The following is a 20,239-nucleotide window of genomic DNA, read 5'->3' on the forward strand; positions in this document are numbered from 1 at the left end:
CTCAATTCTTATTCTTTTTAATTCTTTGTCTGTTAGAATGAAGGAAAAAGCATTGAAGGAGGTAAGCAAAATGAAAAGAATCAATAAAGAAACATTCATTGATCTTTTGATGATTGCACTTGGATGCGCCATCTACGGCATAAGCCTAGATATGATTTCCGTACCCAACAAACTAGCAGACGGGGGCTTAAGCGGTATCGCACTGATTCTGCGTCATTTCTGGGGTATCAATATGGGTCTTTCCACTCTTGTACTTAACATTCCCCTTATTTTAATTGGTTACCGCTTTATGGGAAAACGCCTTTTATCATACACAATTTGGGGAACGCTATCTCTTTCCTTTTTCCTTTGGTTTTGGCGCTCAGTTCCTATTATAAAACAATTGAATTTAGAACACGACCTCTTCCTTTCAGCAATTTCTGCTGGTGTACTTTCCGGGATAGGATTGGGACTAGTTTTCAGATATAACGGCACTTCCGGAGGAACTGATATTATTGCAAGAATTTGCCAACTTAAATTTGGTATTTCTTCTGGTAAAATGTTGCTCTTTTGCGACGCAGTAGTTTTATTTGCCTCTCTATCATATTTGGACATTAAGCATATGATGTATACGCTTCTTGCTTCATTTGTTTTGTCTCGCGTAATGGACACCGTTCAACAAGGTGCTTACAATGCACGTGCTTTGTTAATTATTTCAGATAAATACGAACAAATTGGTAAGATGATTGATTTAAAGCTTGATCGCGGCTTCACTTATTTAAAAGCCTTGGGCGGCTATAAACAAGATGACAAACGCGTAATCTATGTAGTAGTTTCACCACGTGAAATTCCCGCTATCAAGCAATTAATTAGAAAAGAAGATCCTGACGCCTTCTTCTCAATTCTTGAGGTACACGAAGCCGCTGGTGAAGGATTTACCTATAAGCAAAAACGTCATCACTTTTTCATCAGGAAATAAAATAAGCCGACATTAGTCGGTTTATTTTTTTATAGATTATTATATAAATCCTGCATTTCATCATCTTCAGGAACAAGCTTAAGATAACGTTCCAGCAATTGCTTAGTGATATCGTTATTATTTTGAGCATTGAAGAACATAATCATCTGATGCAAGAAGTCAGGATTCTCTTTAAAATCAGGATAAGCTAGCAAGAATTCGCTTTGTGCCTTTTCACTGTTATCTAGTCGTTCATAAGATAAAGCCATGTTCCAGTGAGCTTGAGGCTCAATATTCTCATTATCCATATCTTTGAACAAAGCAATATTGTCATTATCTTGATGCATGTGCAGATACAAGTTAGATAATTGCATACGCAAATCACTATTGTCTGGTGCAACTTTTAAGCCCTTTTCAAGTAATTCTTTGGCTGTATCCATTTGATTTAGGTTAGCTGCACTTCTAGCACCTAATGAATATAAAGTCTCATCTAGCTCGTTATAAGCCAATCCTGCTTGAGCTGTACGAAGTACTTGTTCATTATCGTGTTTATGTTCATAAGCTTGAGCTAATAATGGGTAAGCATTGACATAGTCTGGACTTTGCTCAATTACTTCGTCTAAGAACTTAATTGCCTTGTCATCATCGCCTACAGACAACATGACTAGACCTGCTTCATACTTGCTATCAATATCGAAAATGCTATCGCTGCGTTTTCTAATAATATCAGCTGCTTGTTCATAGTTGCCCATCTTAGCATTTGTCGCAAAGAGACGTTGATTTAAGTTAACTTCGCCGAATGTCTCTTGACGCTGAACTAAATCTTTATATAAAGCTAAAGCTTGTTCGTAGTCGCCGCTTAAGTAGTCTAATTCTGCTAAACCAAACTTAACTGCATCTTCTTCAGGAGCAATCTTCAATGCTTGCAATAATTTATCCTTTGCAGTCTCAATCAAGCCGCTTGTTTGGTAATAATCGGCTTGGACGAGCAGACTATCCAAATAGGCAGAAGAGTCCTTAGAGACGCTGTAAAGCAGCGACAAGCCATCGTCTTCATCGCCGTCATTAAGTAAAATTTCTGCTAGGTATACTTTAAATAGATCTTCTTTAGGGAATTTTGAGATTAAAGCACGATAAACTTCCTTGGCTAAGTCGGTGAAACCTAAGCCGGTTAAGTTTTCAGCAAGGGATGCCAAAATTTCAGGATCATCATTATCTAATGCTTCTTTTAAAAGGTGTTTGCTTTGTGAAAAATCGTGATCTTGAATTGAATCAAGCAATTGTTCAGAATAACTCATTATTTTTCCTCCAATCAGACTTTTATTGTACTAAAAAAAGACGCTGGAATAAAATCCAACGTCTTTTTATTGAAATTAAGTAATTGACTACTTAACTGCTTCCTTAAGAGCCTTACCTGGCTTAAATGCAGGTACTTCACTTGCTGGGATTTCGATTTCATCACCAGTTTGTGGGTTACGACCCTTACGTGCTGCACGGTGACGTACTTCAAAAGTACCAAAACCGATCAATTGTACCTTTTCACCCTTAGCAAGGTTGTCTTGAATTGAGCCAAAGATAGCATCAACAGCAGCAGCAACTTCTTTCTTAGTCAATTTAGTCTTTGAAGCAACTTCAGAAACTAATTCAGCTTTATTTGCCATAAATAATTCACCTCCTGAATTTGAACCCGAAGTCCAAAGTTTATACTTGTTTTTCGAAAAAAACAAGGAATAATGATCTTGCTTAATTAATCATTCTTTCCTAGAAACCAAAATATCACAAAACCCTTATTACAACAAGGTTTTTTAGTAAATTTGGCAACTTTTTTATTACTTTCTCTTTCTAGGAAGGATTTTTATAGGTGTTCCTGTAAAATCAAAGTTTTGACGCAATTGATTTATCAAAAATCTTTCATATGAAAAGTGCATTAATTCTGGATCGTTTACGAAAACAACAAAAGTTGGTGGATTTGTACTTACTTGCGTCATGTAGTAAACGCGAAGACGTTTACCCTTAACCATTGGGGTAGGAACAAGTTTACTTGCTTCAAGCAATAAATCGTTTAAGACGCTTGACTGAATACGTTGATTTTGGTTGTCATAAACTTCCTTAACCATTGATGGAATTTGGTCAAGACGTTGTCCAGTCTTGGCAGAAACAAACAAAATTGGAGCATAATCCAAGTATTGGAATTCGTCTCTAATTTCTCGTTCAAATTCTTTGGCACTTGTGCTGTTCTTTTTTGGCAAGTCCCATTTATTGACAACGATGATGATGCCACGTCCTGCTTCATGGGCATATCCGGCCACGTGCTTGTCTTGTTCTCTAATGCCTGTACTTGCATCAAGAACTAATAAAACCACGTCTGAGCGTTCAATAGCGCTCATAGCACGCAATACAGAATACTTCTCTGTCTTTTCGTAAACCTTACCACGTCTTCTAATTCCGGCAGTATCAACAACCTTGAATTTAACGCCATCTTTAGTAAAAGGTGTATCAACAGCATCTCTAGTCGTACCTTCTTCGTTGGCAACAATTACTCGATCTTCGCCTAATAATTTATTGACAATAGAAGATTTACCAACATTTGGTCGACCAATAACACTGAAAGAAATAACGTCTTCAGCTTGAGTATCTTTATCTTCAGGGAATTTTGACACAATTGCATCAAGCAAGTCACCAATACCAGTACCATGACTGCTTGAAACAGGAATTGGATCACCTAAACCTAAGCTGTAGAAATCATAGATATCGTTTCTTTGTTCAGGATTATCAGCCTTATTTACTGCCAAAATAACTGGCTTTTTAGTCCGATAAAGTAGATGAGCAACACGTTCATCAAGATCCGTCATATGATTTACTACGCTAGTAAGTATGACGATAACATCAGCTTCTTCAATAGCAATTTCGGCTTGGGCACGGATTTCTTCTTCGATCTTACCGCCTTCCCAGGTAATACCCCCAGTATCGATTAAATCGAATTTGTGTCCCATCCATTCGGCTTGAGCATAATTTCTGTCTCGAGTTACACCAGGCTTATCTTCAACAATTGCTAAGCGCTGATTAATTATACGGTTAAAGAGCGTTGATTTACCGACATTTGGTCGGCCAACAATCGCTACAACTGGTAAAGCCATTTTCAGCCTCCTTTACAAATTAGAAAATAAAAAAGCCGACATCGTGTCGGCTTTTTTAATAGAAATGACTACTTACGGTCCTTTAATTGGTCACCAATGATGTCACCTAATGCAAAGCCGTTGTCATTGTCACTCATGTACTTCTTGTTAACTGAGTTTTCGTTACGTGAACGACGTGGACGAGAACTGTTGTTGTCTGATGATGAAGCGTTTGAGTCAGCAGCCTTGATTGAAAGTGAAATTCTTCTGTCACTTGGGTCAATGTTCAAAACCTTAACCTTAACAGTTTGGCCAACCTTCAAAACATCGCTTGGCTTGTCAACGTGCTTGTTTGAGATTTCTGAAACGTGTACCAAACCTTGGATACCGTCAGCAACTTCAACAAATGCACCAAAGTTAGTCAATGACTTAACTTCACCTTCAAAAACATCGCCTTCGTTTAAGTCAGCAGTAGCTTGTTCAAATGGTGAAGGTTCAGTTTGCTTAATAGACAGGGAAATACGATGTCTGTCATTGTCAATACCAATGACTTTAACCTTAACATCTTGACCAACCTTCAAAACATCGCTTGGCTTGTCAACGTGCTTGTAAGAAATTTCTGAAATGTGAACTAAACCGTCAACACCACCAACATCGATGAATGCACCAAAGTTAGTCAAACGTGAAACCTTACCTTCGATAACGTCGCCAACAACTAATTGTGATGCAACCTTATCAAATGCTTCTTCACGTTCTTCTTCAACTAAGTCCTTGTGTGAAAGAATCAAACGGTTCTTGTTTGGATCAATTTCAGTAATCTTAAGCTTCATAGTCTTACCAATGTATGGCTTAAGATCTGAAACGTAACGGTTTGAAATTAATGAAGCTGGTAAGAAACCACGAGTACCAACATCAACAAGCAAACCACCACGTACTGATGAAGTTACAGTACCTTCGATAGCATTGCCTTCTTCGAAGTCCTTTTGTAACTTGTCGTATGCTTCTCTTTCCTTTAAGCGGGTAACTGAGAAGAAGAATTCACCGTTTTCCTTGTCGCCACCAGCTCTTCTTAATACTAAGGCCTTGAACTTGTCGCCAGGCTTAACTAAATCGCGTAAGTCTGCGTTACGATCTGAAGTGTATTCACGACGAGTGATAACACCTTCAACACCAGCGTTTTCAACGCCAACATCGATTTGGCCGTCTTCAACGTCTAATACTTCGACATCGACAATATCTCCGACCTCAACTCCTTGCATTTGCTTTAATGCGTCTAAAAATTGATTACTGTTTTCTGACATATGTACCTCCCAATATCATGTCCCATTTTAAATGAAAGTTAGATATTTTTCTACTATTTTGTGCCGTTTTTTAAAAATTTTTTTGACTTTTTTTGATTTGAGCTAAAATTGCCTCTACAACTTGGTCAATCGACATGTTTGTAGTGTCAATTTCAATTGCATCATCTGCCTTTTTTAATGGCGAAACTTTACGATGAGAATCTTTGTAATCTCTTGCTGCAATATCTTTTTCGATTTCATCAACAGTTTGATTAGATTCAATGCCACGTTCTTTAAAGTCTAAAAGGCGACGCTCAGCGCGAGATCTGGCAGAAGCCACCAAGAAGATCTTTACTTCTGCATTTGGCAATACTGTAGTACCGATATCACGCCCATCCATGATGACGTTGGTTTTGCCTGCCATTTGTCTTTGCAGACTAACCATTTTTTCACGAACTTTAGGTAAAGCTGATACTTGTGATACATTAGCTGAAATTTCTGGTGTTCTAATTTCCTTAGAAACATCTTTTCCAGCTACATAAACTTTTTGCTCGCCGTTTTCGGATCTTAATTCAATTCCATCTTCATCGATAGCTTTTAAGATTCCGGCTTCATCCCCATAATCCAACTTGTGATTACGGGCAATAACTGTACATGCACGGTACATTGCACCTGTGTCAATATATACAAATGACAATTTCTTAGCAATGATTTTAGCAACCGTGCTCTTTCCTGCTGATGCAGGACCATCTACTGCTACTTGCATTTCAACAAAAAGAGATCTTACAGTCGATCTCTTTTATCCTTTCTGAAAGATTATTTCAACTTAAGTGTCTGGCCAATATTGACATTTGAAGTGTCTTTAAGATTATTTAACTTGGCTAATTGATCAACTGTTAATCCATGCTTTTCTGCAATGCTAGTTAAAGTATCGCCTGTCTTAACCACGTAGGTCTTAGGCGTAGATTTTTCAGATGAACTAGAACTAGTTTTAGCAGAATCATCCTTTTTTGAAGAAGCTGAGGAAGCCGAGGATTTTTTCTTAGCTTGAGAGCTCTTGGAACTTGAAGAAGTCTTCTTGACTGTTTGAACTTCAGTAGCTTTTTCAGAAGAATGATTTGAGGCTAAGCGATAAACTGTTGGAACAAGTGCAATTAAGATCACTGCTAAAATTACAATGACTGCAACCCAGCGACCAGAGCCGCTAGACGGATGCTCCTTTGCACTTCTTTTCTCAGTAGGTCGCTCATAGTGTTTGTATGGACCCGTTGATTTTTTATCCATCTATAAATTCCTCCATTCACTTAACGGATTAATTCTAGCATACTTTACAAAGCTTTGAATATAAAAAAATCCATCAACCTTTAATCAGTTGATGGAATATTTTTTAGTTTAAATTAAATCTCTTACGTACAAATGGCTTAATCGTCTTAACTGTTGCCTCAAACAATAAGTAAACTACAACACTATTGATAACTCCCTTTAATAAATTAAACGGAACAATAATGCCGAAAATATATGCTCTCATTGATGGCAAATGAAGCAATTGTCCTAAATATACCTTTTCTGTAAAGTGGTAAAGCGCACCATAGCTATTAATTGCTGGCAAGTTAGGTACCGCAGTTACTGCATAAACTGGTGTCAAAACAAAGGCATTAGCTAAAGCCATGACACAAGTCATTGCCAAGATACCAATAATTAAGCCCACAACCGGCATTAAGCGCCCTCTCAAGGTCTTTCTGTTTTCAGGGGTTACACTCTTACTTAAGAAGTAAAATGGCAATGAGAACGACATAGATGCTAAAAAGGCAGCTATTTCACCGACTACGCTTGGAAGAGCAAAACCGCTAAAAATCAAACTTAAGATCATTCTGATTAATGCGATAATAACTCCAGGAACAGCTCCAAAAATGAACATCCCGATCGTAATAATTACATCTGAAAAGTCAAATTTCAAAAAGCCAATACCTGGCATAATTGGAAATTCAAATTTCATTACTACAAAGGCAATACAGCCGATCAATGCATAGGCAATAACATTAGTTAAATTACTGGATTTAGTTCTTACTTTATCCATACTTACTTTTCCTTTCCAAGAAAAAAGGTCTATTGCTTCAGCAACAGACCTCTAAAAGTAAAGTAAGATTTTTTATTGATCTGTCTTCTTCCATCTAGACTATAACTATCGGTATCATAAAAGATTCAGCCACAAAATGTGGGTCGCGGACTCTCACCGCCGGTCGGGACTTTCACCCTGCCCTGAAGACAATAACCTTAATATTCAATTTACACTTATAATTTAGTCCAAACGCATTAATCTGTCAACTTCATTTTTAGACAATTCACGATATTGACCTGAAGTAAGTGAATCCAGTGTCAAAAAGGCATACTTTTCACGTGAAAGCTTTTCAACTAAGTGACCAACAGCTTTAAACATTCTCTTTACTTGATGATAATGACCTTCGTGAATGGTTAATTGAACAATTTGTGTATCCTTGCGCTTATCTGTTTTAAGCACTTTTACCTTAGCTGGAGCGGCCTTAAAGCGATCAAGCTTAACACCATGAGTTAAAGTTTTAATTTCATCTGGTGTCAAAATACCCTTAATTTTAGCCACATAAACCTTTGAGACTTCGTTTCTTGGGTGCATTAACAAGTTAGCTAACTTACCATCATTAGTCATTAATAAAAGACCGGAAGTGTCATAATCTAAGCGACCTACAGGATATAAACGGTATGGGACATCTTCAAAATAATCTACGACTGTTTTTCTATCCTTATCATCACTAGCTGTAGAAACAACGCCACGAGGTTTATAGAAAAGATAAGTATGCAAACTTTCACGCTCAATTGGCTCATCGTCTACTGTGATATTGCTAAAAGTATCGACCTTAGTACCTAGTTTGGTAACTACTTTGCCATCAACTTTAACACGTCCAGCAGTAATCATTTTTTCTGCTTTTCTTCTTGATGCAATACCTGCTTCTGCTATAACTTTTTGCAGTCTTTCTGCCATTATTGTCCTTCTTTCTGATTATCTTGATCTAACTTTTTAGGATCAAATAAATTTATTTCTTCGCCTTCTGTATTATCTTCAAAGTCTTCAATCAGTGGAAGATCAGCTAAGCTTTGATAGTTGAAATATTGTAAAAAGTAATCTGTAGTCACATAAAGCTTAGGGTGTCCTGGAGCTTCCTTTTTACCATTAGTTTCAATTAAACCACGCCAAACTAATGTCTGCAGCGCTCCTGAAGAATTAACGCCACGAATATCATCAATTTCTACTCTAGTTATAGGCTGGCGATATGCAACAATTGCCAAAATTTCTAATGCAGATTGACTTAAATTCTTTGTTAAATCTTTTTGGAAATATTTTTCAATTATTTCTGCAGTTTGAGGACTAGTAGTCAACTTATAAGTATGAGACACATGAATTAACTGAATTCCAGAGTCTTGATCTGCTGCCAATTTTTGCTTTAATTTATCTGCAATTTGACCTAATTCTTCGCCATCTACTCCAAGAAGCGCAGTTAAATTCTGCTCTTCAATTCCACTATCTCCAGCTGCATACAGAAGTGCTTCTAAATTTGCTTCTTTACTTGCCATTTACATCTGTTCTTTCTAAATCCAAATCCCCAAATTCTCTTGCTTGCATAATATAAATTTCATGATTTTTACACAATTCAAGCATTGCTAAAAATAAGCCAATCACATCAGAAATTGACCGCATTCGATCTGTACAACTAAAAAAGCTGACTTTCTTCGTTTGCTTTAATCGCCCACGCAAAAAATCAATCATATCATTAATTGGGGTTTCTGCAACTTCAATTGCAGCAGTATTTGGCTTACGCAATTTTAAGCGCCGTAAAACCATACTAAAAGTAGTTGCCAATTCATCAGCCGTAATCTGACCTTTAGGCAAAGGCTGTACTTTAACAGACTTAGAAACACTAGCCTCTTTAGAAACTGTAATTGGCACTTCTTCATTTCGTTCTTTGAAATATGCCGAGATTTTTTTAAACACTGAGTACTGAATCAGTTGTTGAACTAATTCATCACGTGGATCATCATCTGGCTCCACTTCATCTACAAAGTCATTCTGCGGCAACAAATATTGTGATTTTATCCGCAACAAAGTTGAGGACATTACGAAATATTCACCAGCAATTTGCAAATTCAGTTTTTGCATTTGACCTAAATATTCGAGGTATTGACTAGTAATCTGGGCAATAGGAATATCATAAATATCGATTTTTTGTGATTGAATTAAGTGCAGCAATAAATCCAGTGGCCCTTCAAAATTAGGCAACTCTAATGTTAAATCCTTTTTATCCATTTATTTCAACTGCCTTTAATAGCTTAGTGTACTCAGGTACTGCTGTTATCCTCTTATTTGGATATTCATTCTTCAATTCCGCAAAAATATCCTTTTCATAACTAATTTCACGAAAGCCTGGAGCAAGTGACAAATAACGAATAACAATAAATTTATCCGTAATTTGAGTACCTAATACACCAACAATATTATTTTGCTTATTGCGATACAAAAACAATACGAAATCATTGTCTTCTTGATTTAAACTGATCTCTTCTTTTAAGTTTTCAATATTTTTGAAGTCTGGCAAATATGAGAGTAACCCCATAGCTGTCTTTTCATAATCTTTTTTATATTGTATTAGCATAATTTCACCTAAAGACGTGGATGAGTCTTTTGATACACTTGTAAAATATGTTTTTGCGATAAATTAGTATAAATCTGAGTAGTACTAATATCTGAGTGACCTAAAATCTCTTGAACAACTCTCAAGTCTGCACCATTTTCTAGTAAATGCGTCGCAAAAGTATGACGCAAAGTATGTGGTGTAACATCTTTAGTAATATTGGCCATTTGACAATATTTCTTGATCATTTGCCAGATAGCTTGTCTAGTTAATTTGCTTCCGCGATTGTTTAAAAAAAGATGTTCATCATTTTTTCCAGATTTAAGAATCAATGGATCACGAACTTGTTTTTGATATTTATCAATCCAATGTAAAGCAACAGGACTAATTGGAATTAGTCTTTCCTTTGAGCCTTTTCCTAAAACACGAATCAAGCCAAGGTCTTCATGAATATCCTGCAATTCTAGATTAATTAATTCACTTACCCGCATTCCTGTAGCATATAAAGTTTCAAGAATTGCACGGTCACGCAGACCTAATTTTTGTTCTACATCTGGCTGCTTTAATAAACGATTAACTTCTTCTCTACTTAAAGCAGTTGGAAAACGACGCTCTTTTTTAGGTAGATCGATTTCTAGCATCGGATTTAACTTTTGAATATTTTGCCGAGCAAGCCATTGATAAAACTTACGCATGCTAGAAATAAGCCGACTAATCGAACTAGTTGCTTTATTTAAATCACGCTCTCTAGCCAAAAAAGCATCAACGTCACTAGCTTCAGTAGGCCATGAAGTCATTCCTTCTTTTTTAATAAAAGAAAGAAATTCCTCCAAATCCTGTCGATACGCACTAATCGTGTTATCGCTTAGGCCTCTTTCAACTTGGCTAAAACGTAAATAATCATCAATTTGATCTTGCAACTCGTTATTCGCCATCGATATCCTCTTCTGGATCTTTAATTAAAGTTATAGTTCCTGCATCTTTATCTTCTTCAATTAAGCCAGCCTTGAGTAAGTAACCTACAGCACGCTTAAAAGCAGACTTTGAAATACCAAAGTATGATTTGATTTCTTGTGCATCAGACTTGTCATAGAAAGGTAAAGTCTTGGTTTCACGTCTACGCAAACTCATTAAAATCATTTGAGCGTCATCATCAATTTCTTCAAAGGCTCTAGGCAAAGCACTCAAATTCAGACGACCATATTGACTAACGCCAATTACTCTACCCTTAAATTGTTCGCCTAAACGCATTGGACGAGGCATTTGAGAAGCGTGAACAAATCCCAAGTAATAATCGTCAGTTAATACAAAGGCACCAATTTCACGGCTAGCATACACAGTACCGAAGACATTTTGGTTATTCATATTGTTAGGAAAGTTGGCAGCTAATTGTTCAAAAATATTTTCATCAGCTAACTTTGCCCAGATTCGATCCTTGTAATCTGTTTCTAGTCTTACTAATAAGCGATCATCGCGGCGAGGCCATCTTTCCTTTTCACGTGGTAAATCATCCATAGACAATACTACATCCTTATCAGGAAGACCTACATCAACGAATACACCCAATCCTGGTCTTACTTCAGTAACCTTGCCCCAGCCATATTGATCTGGTTGCGCAAATGGCAAAAATTGAGTCATTTCGCGATCATGATGTTTATTATCATAGATAAAACCTTCAATTTCATCACCGACTTTTGGAATATCGTCTTGGGTGATTTCATGCTTTTTTAGTTCATAAGTTATTCCATCAATTTGAACATAATAAGCATTTTCATTTTCATCAATGATTTTTCCTTTTTCAACAGTTCCAAGCATAATTAATTGAATCTCCTACTTTACATATTATTATATATAAGTATAAGAGAAATTTGGGCAAAATAAAATAGCCAGCTCGAAAGCTGACTATTTTTTGATTAGCTAATCTTATTTTTTATATCTTTTTTAAATTAAAGGTTTGAGATTTCGCCTTGGTAGATAGCACCACGACGAGCGTCAACAGTGATAGTTGAGCCATCAGAAATCTTTGAAGTTGCGTCAGTAGCACCAACAACAACTGGGATACCTAATGACAAACCGATAACTGCTGCGTGTGAAGTTAAACCTGAAGCTTCAACAACTAAACCAGAAGCCTTCTTAATAGCTGGGTTGTAGTCAGGGTCAGTAGTCTTAGCAACTAAGATGTCGCCTTCCTTAACCTTGCTGTTAGCTTCTTCTGCTGAGTTTGCTACAACGGCCTTGCCGATAACTGAACCGTTACCAACACCTAAACCTTGAACAAGCTTGTTACCGATGATTTGTAACTTCATCAAGTTAGTAGTACCTGAGTCACCAACTGGAACACCAGCAACGATGATTACAAGGTCGCCATCCTTAACAAAGCCCTTTTCCTTAGCTACCTTAGCAGCTACTTCAAACATGTCATCAGTTGACTTAGGCTTTTCAGTCAATAATGGTTGAACGCCCCAAACAATACCTAATGAGTGTTGGATCTTTTCGTCGAAGGTCAATGCAATGATGTCTGCGTTTGGACGGTACTTAGAAATCATACGTGCAGTGTAACCTGAGTTAGTTGCAGTAATGATAGTCTTAACACCTAATTCTTGAGCAGTACGTACAACTGATTCACCAATAGCTTCGGTTACGTTTGAACCCTTGTAAGCTTCGAATCTTTGAAGTGCTAAAGTGTTACGCTTAAGCATTTGCTTTTCAGTACGTTCGTCAATTTCAGCCATAGCCTTAACAGCCTTAACTGGGTAAAGACCGTTTGCTGATTCACCTGAAAGCATAGTTGCGTCAGTACCATCAAGAACAGCGTTAGCAACGTCTGAAACTTCGGCACGAGTTGGACGTGGGTTTTCTTGCATTGAGTCAAGCATTTGGGTAGCAGTGATAACTGGCTTACCAAGTGCGTTAGCCTTGCGGATTAAGCTCTTTTGTACGAATGGAACTTCCATGAATGGAATTTCAACACCCATGTCACCACGAGCAACCATCAAACCGTCTGATACTTGTAAGATTTCGTCAGCGTTGTCGATACCTTCTTGTGATTCAATCTTAGGGAAGATCTTAACGTAGTCTGCACCTGCTTCTTCACAAAGCTTACGGATGTCTAAGATATCTTGAGCCTTACGTGCAAATGAAGCAGTAATGAAGTTAATACCGTATTGTAAACCAAACTTGATGTCGTCAGTATCCTTTTCAGTGATACCTGGAAGGCGGATTTCAACACCAGGAGCGTTAACACCCTTCTTTGAACCAATAACACCAGTGTTTTGAGCTTCACAAACTAATTCTCTCTTTGAGTCGTCCTTTTCCTTGATCAAAAGGTCAACCAAACCATCATCGATTAATACGTGACCACCAACGTGAGTATCATCGTATAAACCATCGTAGGTAACGTGGATCATGTCCTTGTTACCCTTCTTGGTGTCATCCATTGATACACGGATCATGTCACCAGTGTTAATAGTAAACTTGCCACCTTCTTGTTCAGTGGTTCTGATTTCAGCACCCTTAGTGTCAAGGTCGATACCAAGAAGCAAACCAGTATCCTTTTCCACTTGACGAACCATCTTCATACGAGCAAGGTGTTCTGGGTGGTCACCGTGTGAGAAGTTGAAACGGAATACGTTTGCACCAGCTTTTGCTAAAGCAGTAATAGTTTCAATATCGTTTGAAGCTGGTCCTAAAGTACTAACAATCTTAGTTTTCTTCATTATTAAAAAAATCCTCTCCAAAAATCAACTAAATTAATATTTAGTCATTTCTTCATTTACATCCATAAGCGCATAATCGCCGTGATGTTTACCATCAAACAAATCAAGAATGTCGTGGGTTTCAAGTTTGCTATTCTCGATGCCGACAGCTAAACCGCCCTTCCCATCAAGAAGCAACTTAACAGCATAGTTACCCATCTTAGTAGCATTTACTCTATCTGTGACAGTAGGTGAGCCACCACGTTGCATATGTGCAAGGACATTAGCACGAGCATCAAAGTCGCCGTATTTAAGTAATTCATCCTTAAATTTATCAGCTGACATGACACCTTCTGCTAAGACAATGATACCATGATCTTTGCCATCTGCAAATCCGCGTTTAAGAGTTTCTGCAATTTCCTTAATGTCATAAGGACGTTCAGGAATTACAATAGCATCTGCGCCGCTTGCAACACCGACACGCATAGCAATATCACCACATTCACGACCCATTACGTTAACAATGAATACTCTGTGGTGACTACTTGCAGTGTCACGAATCTTATCAATTGCGTCCATAGCAGTACGACAAGCAGAATCAAAGCCAATTGTGTAGTCAGTGTAAGGAATATCGTTGTCGATAGTTCCTGGCAAACCAACTGAGTTTACGCCGTGGCGAGTTAAGGCCAAAGCACCGTGGTATGATCCGTCACCGCCAATAACGATAACTGCATCGATACCATGCTTCTTCAATTGCTCTACACCCTTTTGTTGCACTTCTTCTTGTGCAAATTCAGGGAAACGAGCACTGTACAAGAATGTACCGCCTTCACTAATCTTGTGGTCAACATTTTCCGTAGTAAGCGGAACAAAGTCACCTGCAACCAAACCAGCGAAACCATAACGAATTCCAAAGACTTCAAGGCCATGATGAATGGCAGTCTTTGTAACAGCTCTAATTGCCGCGTTCATACCAGGGGCGTCTCCACCACTAGTTAAAATACCAATCCGTTTCATGAATTCACCTCATCATGATTATTTTGTGTAATTTCTCACATCAAGTAAATATTAACATTTTTTGGCTTAAAAAGCTCATAAAAATTGGGCTAATTTAGGCTTTATTTTGATATGTCAAAATGTTAGCACTTACATTGCTAACATACCGTCTACGCTAGGGTAGCAATTAATCTTTAAAATTGACTTTTCTCAAATTGGTCAATAAATATTGCATTTTATTTTGATCATAACGATCACCCTGAGTACGCAATCCAAGCAAATAAATATCGCCAATTTTCAAAATATTGTTAAATTTTTCATAAGCTGCTGGGAAAATAATAATTTCTTGCTGGCTTGAAGAATCAGCAAAACTAGCAAAAGCCATTGTTTTATCATTCTTAGTTCGAATCTTCTTAAGCCCCATTAGTTTGCCTACACTAATTCCTGATTCATTAATTTGGAATCGATTTAAAGGTATAGCATTAAATTTTCTAGCATACTTTTGTACGGCAACTAGTGGTGTAGTAGTTGTCGCAAAGCCCAAAACCTTTTCTTCCATTTCAGCTTTTTCGGCATTAGTTGGCTTTTCGGCTGGCTTTAATGGTGCATCCCCCAAAATTTCAGACAAAGAAATATTCTGCCCCGTTAATTGAACATTAGCAATTATGTCCTTACAGTTAGCTAATAATTCATTTCTATTGTCTTCTATTTGATCAAATGTACCAGCCATAATCAGAGCTTCAATTGCATCAACTTGTAAAAACTTAGAATCAATTCTGCGCAAAAAATCATTAAGTGATTTATATGGCTTAGTATTAGCCACAATTTCTTTGGCAAAGTCCACTCTCAAGCCTTTAATAGCCTTTAAACCAACCAAAATATTATTATTTTGCAGCGTATATTCTAGCTGACTGTGGTTAATATCAGGCGTTAAAACTCGAATATTTGCTTCTTGGGCTTGCATTATATATTGCTGAGCTTTAGCAGAAGTAGATGAATTTAACATTGCCGTATAAAAAGCAGCTGGATAATGCACTTTAAGATAAGCAAGCCAAAAAGCAATCTTAGTATAAGCTACAGCGTGAGAACGATTGAAACCATAGTTGGCAAATTGCTCAATATAGTGATATACACGCTCTCCCACTTCCTTAGCGTGCCCATTTTTAACTACACCAGCAATAAATTTGCTCTTTTCTTGCTCAATTACGTCTTGCTTTTTCTTAGACATTGCCCGGCGCAGAATATCGGCTTCTCCTAGTGAAAAACCAGCTAAAATCTGTGCAGTTTGCATAACCTGTTCCTGATAAACCAGGATGCCGTAAGTTGGTTGCAAAATCTGCTTTAAGCTTGGATCTGGATAGCGTACAGGTTCTTTACCATTTTTACGTGCCACAAATGTATCAATATTTTGCATTGGACCCGGACGATACAAAGCATTCACAGCTACTAAGTCTTCGAAATTATCAGGATGAAGTTGACGCAAAACTCGTCTAATTCCTTCAGATTCAAATTGGAAAATCGCATCGGTTTTCCCTTGCTGGAACAACTCTAACGTTTTTGCATCATTTAGCGGAATTTGATTTGGATCAATCTTAACGCCTTGACTACGGACTAAGTCCAAAATATTGCCCAAAACGGTCAAATTACGTAATCCTAAGAAGTCAATTTTTAAAAGACCTAAGGATTCAACGTATCGTTTAGTCTGCTGAGTAACTGGAATGCCTAAAGGCCCTGCTTGCAAGCCAGAAATCCCAGCAATTGAATCATCACTAATTACCAAGCCGGCCGCATGGATTGAATAATGCCGTGGCAAACCTTCTAATGCCATTGCTGTTTTGAAGAGCAATTTATTTTCTGTAGTTGCATCAACTAATAAACGCAATTCTCGTGATTCTTCATAGGCTTGTTTTAAAGTGATTTTGCCTTTAGAAAATGGAATAGCACGTGCCCATTTATTAACTTCGACCATTGTTAAACCAAAAACGCGGCCAACATCACGTAAAGCTTGTTTAGCAGCTAGTGTACCAAAAGTAAGAATTTGAGCTGCATGATCCATTCCATATTTTTGATACATGTATTTAATTACAGTATCTCGATGAATATCAGGAATATCCAAATCGATATCTGGCATTTCGTGTCTAGCAGGATTCAAAAAACGCTCAAACAGCAAGTGATATTTTAATGGATCTACTTCTGTAATTCTTAATGCATATGAAACAAGCGAACCACAAGCTGATCCTCTTCCGGGACCAGTAGTAATCTTTACGCGGTGGCAATAGTTGATTACATCCCAAACAATTAAGAAATAATCATCAAAGCCCATTTGGTTAATAATTCGCAATTCATAATTAAGCCGTTTTTGATATTCTGCAGGAACTGAAGCTTGACCAAATCTCGCCTTTAAACCAGTTTGTGCTAAATAATGCAGATATTCTTCAGAAGTAGGGAATTTATTTTGATGATACTTAGGCAAAACTGGCTTTTGAAAAATTACTTCCGCATTGCATTTTTGTGCAATTTCATCGGTATTATTAATTGCATCGTCTAATTCAAAGCGATGATACCTTTCAAGCATTTGCTCTGCACTAGTCATATAGTGCGAACCATCTTGCTTGGCTAAAGGTACCGTATCCTGAATTTTTTGACCTGAACCAATAGCTCGCAAAGTCTTTTGTAAAAATTGATCGCGTGGTTTTAAATATTCGCAGTCTTCTACTGCAACTAGTGGCAGCTTAAACTGTTTACTCAAAGAACGAGCATAATCAATATAATCTTGTGCATTTTGTGCTGCATAGACGCCAATATAAAGATCAGGAACAAGCTTTTTTAAATCACGTAAATAATCGCTACCTAACTGCTGATTAGTCTCAAAAAGATATACTAATTCACTTTTAGTATTTGCAGGTATAACAACCAACAAATCAGTTAAGTACTTGGTCAACTCTTTTAAAGTCAATATCTTATTATTTTGACCATTTTCAGTTAATAAATTAATTGCACTAGAAAGTCGAAGCAAATTGTGATAACCCTCATTAGTCTTGGCAAAAACCAACAAGTCATATTTTTGCGTGCTATCAACTAAACCATTTAAACGAATTTGCATCCCTAAAAGTGGTTTAATGCCCGATTTTTTAGCTACTTCATAAAAGTTCACTAAACCATACGTCACGTTAATATCTGCTAAGCCTACGGCGCTATAGCCATTTTCTTTAGCCGTTTCAATCAAATCTGAAATTTTGGTTGGACTATCTAGTAATGTAAATGAACTTAAATTTTGTAGTGCAGCTATTTGCATAACTTAACCACCTTTCACGAATACTTATTATAATTAGTATATCAAATTGCCTTAATAGAGTTTGAAATTAGCTTTGGTTTTTGATAAAATTCTACACGAAAGAAGGAATCAATATGGGTCGATATATCGTTACAATCGTATGGAGCGTAATCTACATGTTTGTTGTAGGCTTTATTGCTGGTCCTTTAACCCAAAGTGCTTCATTCAACGCTGCTGACATGAAAACTTGTCTTATTGTCGGTGTAGTCTTTGGTATTCTTTTCTCAGCAATTATTGCAACCATTACTGCTCATTCACACAAGGATAATAGCAAGTACAGTAAGTTAAAGTAATTAATTTAATCATTAATAAAAAATACACGTGAGAATCATTTGTCTCACGTGTATTTTTTTCGTTTTAATAGAACTTATAATTCTTCTTAGTATCTACTTGAACATCGCCATGGGTTAAGTACTCACTAAACATTTGAACATAATCTTTATCCAGTGTTGTTTCAATCTTATCCATGCTGTATTCAGGATAGAAGCCACCACCCATTGCACGATAGTTATTTACTGCCAAATGATAGATCTTATCGTCTTCGATTGGCTTACCGTGCAAAGTCAACTTAGTTAATCTTTCACCTTCAGGCTTTGATAAATCAGCTTCGTATTCAACAGGATAAAAGACATCAAAATGATAAAGCATTGGCTTAGGCTTAATCCAGCGATCAATAAAGGTGATCTTGCCATCTTTATCCTTTTTCAAGAATCCAGCACTGTGTTCAATGATATGGCGCAATTCTTTACCTGTTAACTTCACTCTGCACAATTGATTTGCATAAGGATAGTTAAGCAAGATATCTCTCATTGTAACCGTCTTGTCGAATCCCTTAGCTGTTTCGCTCATTACAGCTGTAGCTGAAACATCAGCCTTAGTGAACCATAATTGCATTTGCTGAATCAAATTAATAAATGGTGCACCTTCAATTCTGCCCTTCATTGCATTTTCAATTCGAGCAGGCTTATTCAAATGAGCAATAGGTTGATCAAGCCAAGCTTGGGTTCTTTTATCTAGATCAGCCACTTTTTCTACTACAGCCGGATCAGGATCATAGTCTTTAGTGTCGATCAACTTAGTGGTCATATTAGTGATCTTCTTAGTTTGATCATCAATGTCTAATACAACTTCTGCAACAGCTTCACCGCGATAGCCTGGTTGAACAATTGCAGTGTCTTTAGTAACCACATTTAAGCGGCGGTGTTGGTGACCTGTTAAAAAGACATCGACTTCTGGAATTTCAGTCAAAATCTTGTAGCCTTCATTTTCACCACGATGAGGCTCAGTAGCTTCACCAGTCACTGGATCACTTTCAAAACCACCATGATACATTACTGCTAAAACATCAACTTGTGGGCGCAAAATTTTAGCATAATGCTTAATCTTTTCATACGCAGAAGCAAATTTTAAACCAGCTACGTTTTGAGCAGGCTCCCAATGTGGGATATATTGCGTTGTAATGCCCAAAATACCGATTTTAAGCCCATTTTTCTCTACAATTGTATATTCCTTGCCGAAAAATGGTACATCGGTCTCAGCGTCCAAAATATTGTCATTAATGATTGGAGCCTTATTATGATCAACGTAGTAGCTTAAATAATCCAAGCCAAAGTTAAAGTCATGATTTCCAAGACAACGTGCATCATACCCCACTGCATTATATGCTTCAGTAAACTTCAATAAGTCATTGTAGTCACCTGTTGAATGGGTGTAAGAAGCAAGTGGAGAACCTTGAAGGCAGTCACCAGCATCTGTTACCACAACGTGATCTGCACCATATTTTTCTTTTTCTGACTTAATAACAGAGCTTACTCGACTCAAGCTAATTGGTGCATCATAGTCTGTTTTATTATGATAATCTGTTGGCAATAAGAAGCCATGAGTATCGCTTGAATGCAAAAATACTAATTTCATTTTTCCAAATCCTTTTCTTAGGCATAAAAAAAGACACCATCATTACAGGTGTCTTTTAATTAGTTATTGCCGTTATCGTTGTTGTTAACAACTTGACGACCCTTGTAATAACCTTTTGGTGAAACACGGTGGCTTAAACGGTATTCACCAGTAGTTGCATCATAGTGCATTGCTGGAACACTCAACTTAATGTGACCACGACGTGAACGTTTCTTTTGTTTAGAAGTATGTCTTGCAGGAACTGCCATTTAATTTGATCTCCTTTATTGTAGTCTTAAGCTTCAGGATCAATGAACCCTGAATTAC

Annotated in this window: 20 protein-coding genes and 1 riboswitch; of the genes, 2 read left to right on the plus strand and 18 right to left on the minus strand. The window is 37.2% G+C overall.

The genetic code is table 11. The features are described from left to right. The first annotated feature begins 70 nt into the window (after positions 1-70). On the plus strand, positions 71-958 hold the full coding sequence (locus RDN22_RS02900) for a YitT family protein (protein WP_308555734.1): 888 nt from the start codon (positions 71-73) through the stop codon (positions 956-958). Positions 959-987: 29 nt separating this feature from the next. Here RDN22_RS02900 and RDN22_RS02905 read toward each other — a convergent pair whose 3' ends face one another. From RDN22_RS02905 to RDN22_RS02980, 16 genes are all read right to left on the minus strand, one after another. Further along, positions 988-2,235 carry a tetratricopeptide repeat protein gene (locus RDN22_RS02905; RefSeq protein ID WP_308555736.1) on the minus strand — a complete coding sequence of 416 codons (1,248 nt, stop codon included), beginning with the start codon at positions 2,233-2,235 and terminating at the stop codon, positions 988-990. A gap of 87 nt (positions 2,236-2,322) precedes the next feature. Continuing rightward, positions 2,323-2,598 (minus strand): HU family DNA-binding protein, encoded by a 276-nt coding sequence (locus RDN22_RS02910; protein WP_003547110.1) that lies wholly within the window; start codon positions 2,596-2,598, stop codon positions 2,323-2,325. Positions 2,599-2,766: 168 nt separating this feature from the next. Next, entirely contained in the window at positions 2,767-4,074 is a 1,308-nt protein-coding gene (der, locus tag RDN22_RS02915) for a ribosome biogenesis GTPase Der (RefSeq protein ID WP_308555739.1), read from the minus strand. 68 nt (positions 4,075-4,142) lie between these two features. Next, on the minus strand, positions 4,143-5,354 hold the full coding sequence (gene rpsA / locus RDN22_RS02920; RefSeq protein WP_308555741.1) for a 30S ribosomal protein S1: 1,212 nt from the start codon (positions 5,352-5,354) through the stop codon (positions 4,143-4,145). A 70-nt stretch (positions 5,355-5,424) separates the two neighbouring features. Then, complete coding sequence (cmk, locus tag RDN22_RS02925; RefSeq protein WP_308555743.1) at positions 5,425-6,099, minus strand: (d)CMP kinase; 675 nt, start codon at positions 6,097-6,099, stop codon at positions 5,425-5,427. Positions 6,100-6,149: 50 nt separating this feature from the next. Continuing rightward, positions 6,150-6,617, minus strand: coding sequence for an SAG1386/EF1546 family surface-associated protein (locus RDN22_RS02930; protein WP_308555745.1), 468 nt, complete (start codon positions 6,615-6,617; stop codon positions 6,150-6,152). 103 nt (positions 6,618-6,720) lie between these two features. After that, positions 6,721-7,410 carry an ECF transporter S component gene (locus RDN22_RS02935; protein ID WP_308555746.1) on the minus strand — a complete coding sequence of 230 codons (690 nt, stop codon included), beginning with the start codon at positions 7,408-7,410 and terminating at the stop codon, positions 6,721-6,723. A gap of 78 nt (positions 7,411-7,488) precedes the next feature. Then, positions 7,489-7,604, minus strand: a riboswitch (FMN riboswitch). Between the two features lie 28 nt (positions 7,605-7,632). Next, a complete protein-coding gene (locus tag RDN22_RS02940; RefSeq protein ID WP_308555748.1) occupies positions 7,633-8,349 on the minus strand; it encodes a pseudouridine synthase in 717 nt (238 codons plus the stop codon). Next, positions 8,349-8,939, minus strand: coding sequence for an SMC-Scp complex subunit ScpB (gene scpB, locus RDN22_RS02945; RefSeq protein ID WP_308555750.1), 591 nt, complete (start codon positions 8,937-8,939; stop codon positions 8,349-8,351). Before scpB ends, RDN22_RS02940 begins: the two co-directional genes overlap by 1 nt. Then, the gene (locus tag RDN22_RS02950; RefSeq protein WP_308555752.1) at positions 8,929-9,669 is read right to left on the minus strand and encodes a segregation/condensation protein A; all 741 of its coding nucleotides are present in this window, start codon (positions 9,667-9,669) and stop codon (positions 8,929-8,931) included. The genes scpB and RDN22_RS02950 overlap by 11 nt, the downstream gene beginning before the upstream one ends. Beyond that, positions 9,662-10,015 (minus strand): reductase, encoded by a 354-nt coding sequence (locus tag RDN22_RS02955; protein WP_308555754.1) that lies wholly within the window; start codon positions 10,013-10,015, stop codon positions 9,662-9,664. The genes RDN22_RS02950 and RDN22_RS02955 overlap by 8 nt, the downstream gene beginning before the upstream one ends. Before the next feature lie 8 nt (positions 10,016-10,023). Next, positions 10,024-10,929, minus strand: a complete 906-nt coding sequence (gene xerD / locus RDN22_RS02960; protein WP_308555756.1) for a site-specific tyrosine recombinase XerD — start codon at positions 10,927-10,929, stop codon at positions 10,024-10,026. Continuing rightward, a complete protein-coding gene (locus RDN22_RS02965) occupies positions 10,919-11,809 on the minus strand; it encodes a S1-like domain-containing RNA-binding protein (RefSeq protein WP_308555758.1) in 891 nt (296 codons plus the stop codon). Before RDN22_RS02965 ends, xerD begins: the two co-directional genes overlap by 11 nt. 131 nt (positions 11,810-11,940) lie before the next feature. Further along, complete coding sequence (pyk, locus tag RDN22_RS02970; RefSeq protein WP_308555760.1) at positions 11,941-13,710, minus strand: pyruvate kinase; 1,770 nt, start codon at positions 13,708-13,710, stop codon at positions 11,941-11,943. Between the two features lie 33 nt (positions 13,711-13,743). Then, the gene (pfkA, locus tag RDN22_RS02975; RefSeq protein WP_308555762.1) at positions 13,744-14,706 is read right to left on the minus strand and encodes a 6-phosphofructokinase; all 963 of its coding nucleotides are present in this window, start codon (positions 14,704-14,706) and stop codon (positions 13,744-13,746) included. Positions 14,707-14,872: 166 nt separating this feature from the next. Then, entirely contained in the window at positions 14,873-17,980 is a 3,108-nt protein-coding gene (locus RDN22_RS02980; RefSeq protein WP_308555764.1) for a DNA polymerase III subunit alpha, read from the minus strand. A gap of 113 nt (positions 17,981-18,093) precedes the next feature. Here RDN22_RS02980 and RDN22_RS02985 point away from each other — a divergent pair, with 113 nt between their 5' ends. Further along, a complete protein-coding gene (locus RDN22_RS02985; protein ID WP_308555765.1) occupies positions 18,094-18,312 on the plus strand; it encodes a YjzD family protein in 219 nt (72 codons plus the stop codon). Positions 18,313-18,376: 64 nt separating this feature from the next. Here the strand turns inward: RDN22_RS02985 and RDN22_RS02990 are convergent, their stop codons facing one another. Both RDN22_RS02990 and rpmF read right to left on the minus strand, forming a co-directional pair. After that, entirely contained in the window at positions 18,377-19,933 is a 1,557-nt protein-coding gene (locus RDN22_RS02990) for a bifunctional UDP-sugar hydrolase/5'-nucleotidase (RefSeq protein ID WP_308555766.1), read from the minus strand. Between the two features lie 59 nt (positions 19,934-19,992). Continuing rightward, positions 19,993-20,181: a 50S ribosomal protein L32 gene (gene rpmF / locus RDN22_RS02995; protein ID WP_003547064.1), complete on the minus strand. Its 189-nt coding sequence runs from the start codon at positions 20,179-20,181 to the stop codon at positions 19,993-19,995. Positions 20,182-20,239 lie beyond the last annotated feature (58 nt).

This window comes from uncultured Lactobacillus sp., assembly GCF_902491705.1.
GTDB lineage: Bacteria > Bacillota > Bacilli > Lactobacillales > Lactobacillaceae > Lactobacillus.

Coding starts and splice junctions, on each gene's coding strand:
- cmk (WP_308555743.1), bottom strand. CDS start 6,099: ATGCAAGTAGCAGTAGATGGTCCTGCATCAGCAGGAAAGAGCACGGTT.
- rpmF (WP_003547064.1), bottom strand. CDS start 20,181: ATGGCAGTTCCTGCAAGACATACTTCTAAACAAAAGAAACGTTCACGT.
- scpB (WP_308555750.1), bottom strand. CDS start 8,939: ATGGCAAGTAAAGAAGCAAATTTAGAAGCACTTCTGTATGCAGCTGGA.
- RDN22_RS02950 (WP_308555752.1), bottom strand. CDS start 9,669: ATGGATAAAAAGGATTTAACATTAGAGTTGCCTAATTTTGAAGGGCCA.
- RDN22_RS02990 (WP_308555766.1), bottom strand. CDS start 19,933: ATGAAATTAGTATTTTTGCATTCAAGCGATACTCATGGCTTCTTATTG.
- RDN22_RS02965 (WP_308555758.1), bottom strand. CDS start 11,809: ATGCTTGGAACTGTTGAAAAAGGAAAAATCATTGATGAAAATGAAAAT.
- der (WP_308555739.1), bottom strand. CDS start 4,074: ATGGCTTTACCAGTTGTAGCGATTGTTGGCCGACCAAATGTCGGTAAA.
- pfkA (WP_308555762.1), bottom strand. CDS start 14,706: ATGAAACGGATTGGTATTTTAACTAGTGGTGGAGACGCCCCTGGTATG.
- RDN22_RS02930 (WP_308555745.1), bottom strand. CDS start 6,617: ATGGATAAAAAATCAACGGGTCCATACAAACACTATGAGCGACCTACT.
- RDN22_RS02900 (WP_308555734.1), top strand. CDS start 71: ATGAAAAGAATCAATAAAGAAACATTCATTGATCTTTTGATGATTGCA.
- RDN22_RS02905 (WP_308555736.1), bottom strand. CDS start 2,235: ATGAGTTATTCTGAACAATTGCTTGATTCAATTCAAGATCACGATTTT.
- RDN22_RS02935 (WP_308555746.1), bottom strand. CDS start 7,410: ATGGATAAAGTAAGAACTAAATCCAGTAATTTAACTAATGTTATTGCC.
- RDN22_RS02910 (WP_003547110.1), bottom strand. CDS start 2,598: ATGGCAAATAAAGCTGAATTAGTTTCTGAAGTTGCTTCAAAGACTAAA.
- rpsA (WP_308555741.1), bottom strand. CDS start 5,354: ATGTCAGAAAACAGTAATCAATTTTTAGACGCATTAAAGCAAATGCAA.
- xerD (WP_308555756.1), bottom strand. CDS start 10,929: ATGGCGAATAACGAGTTGCAAGATCAAATTGATGATTATTTACGTTTT.
- RDN22_RS02980 (WP_308555764.1), bottom strand. CDS start 17,980: ATGCAAATAGCTGCACTACAAAATTTAAGTTCATTTACATTACTAGAT.
- RDN22_RS02985 (WP_308555765.1), top strand. CDS start 18,094: ATGGGTCGATATATCGTTACAATCGTATGGAGCGTAATCTACATGTTT.
- RDN22_RS02940 (WP_308555748.1), bottom strand. CDS start 8,349: ATGGCAGAAAGACTGCAAAAAGTTATAGCAGAAGCAGGTATTGCATCA.
- RDN22_RS02955 (WP_308555754.1), bottom strand. CDS start 10,015: ATGCTAATACAATATAAAAAAGATTATGAAAAGACAGCTATGGGGTTA.
- pyk (WP_308555760.1), bottom strand. CDS start 13,710: ATGAAGAAAACTAAGATTGTTAGTACTTTAGGACCAGCTTCAAACGAT.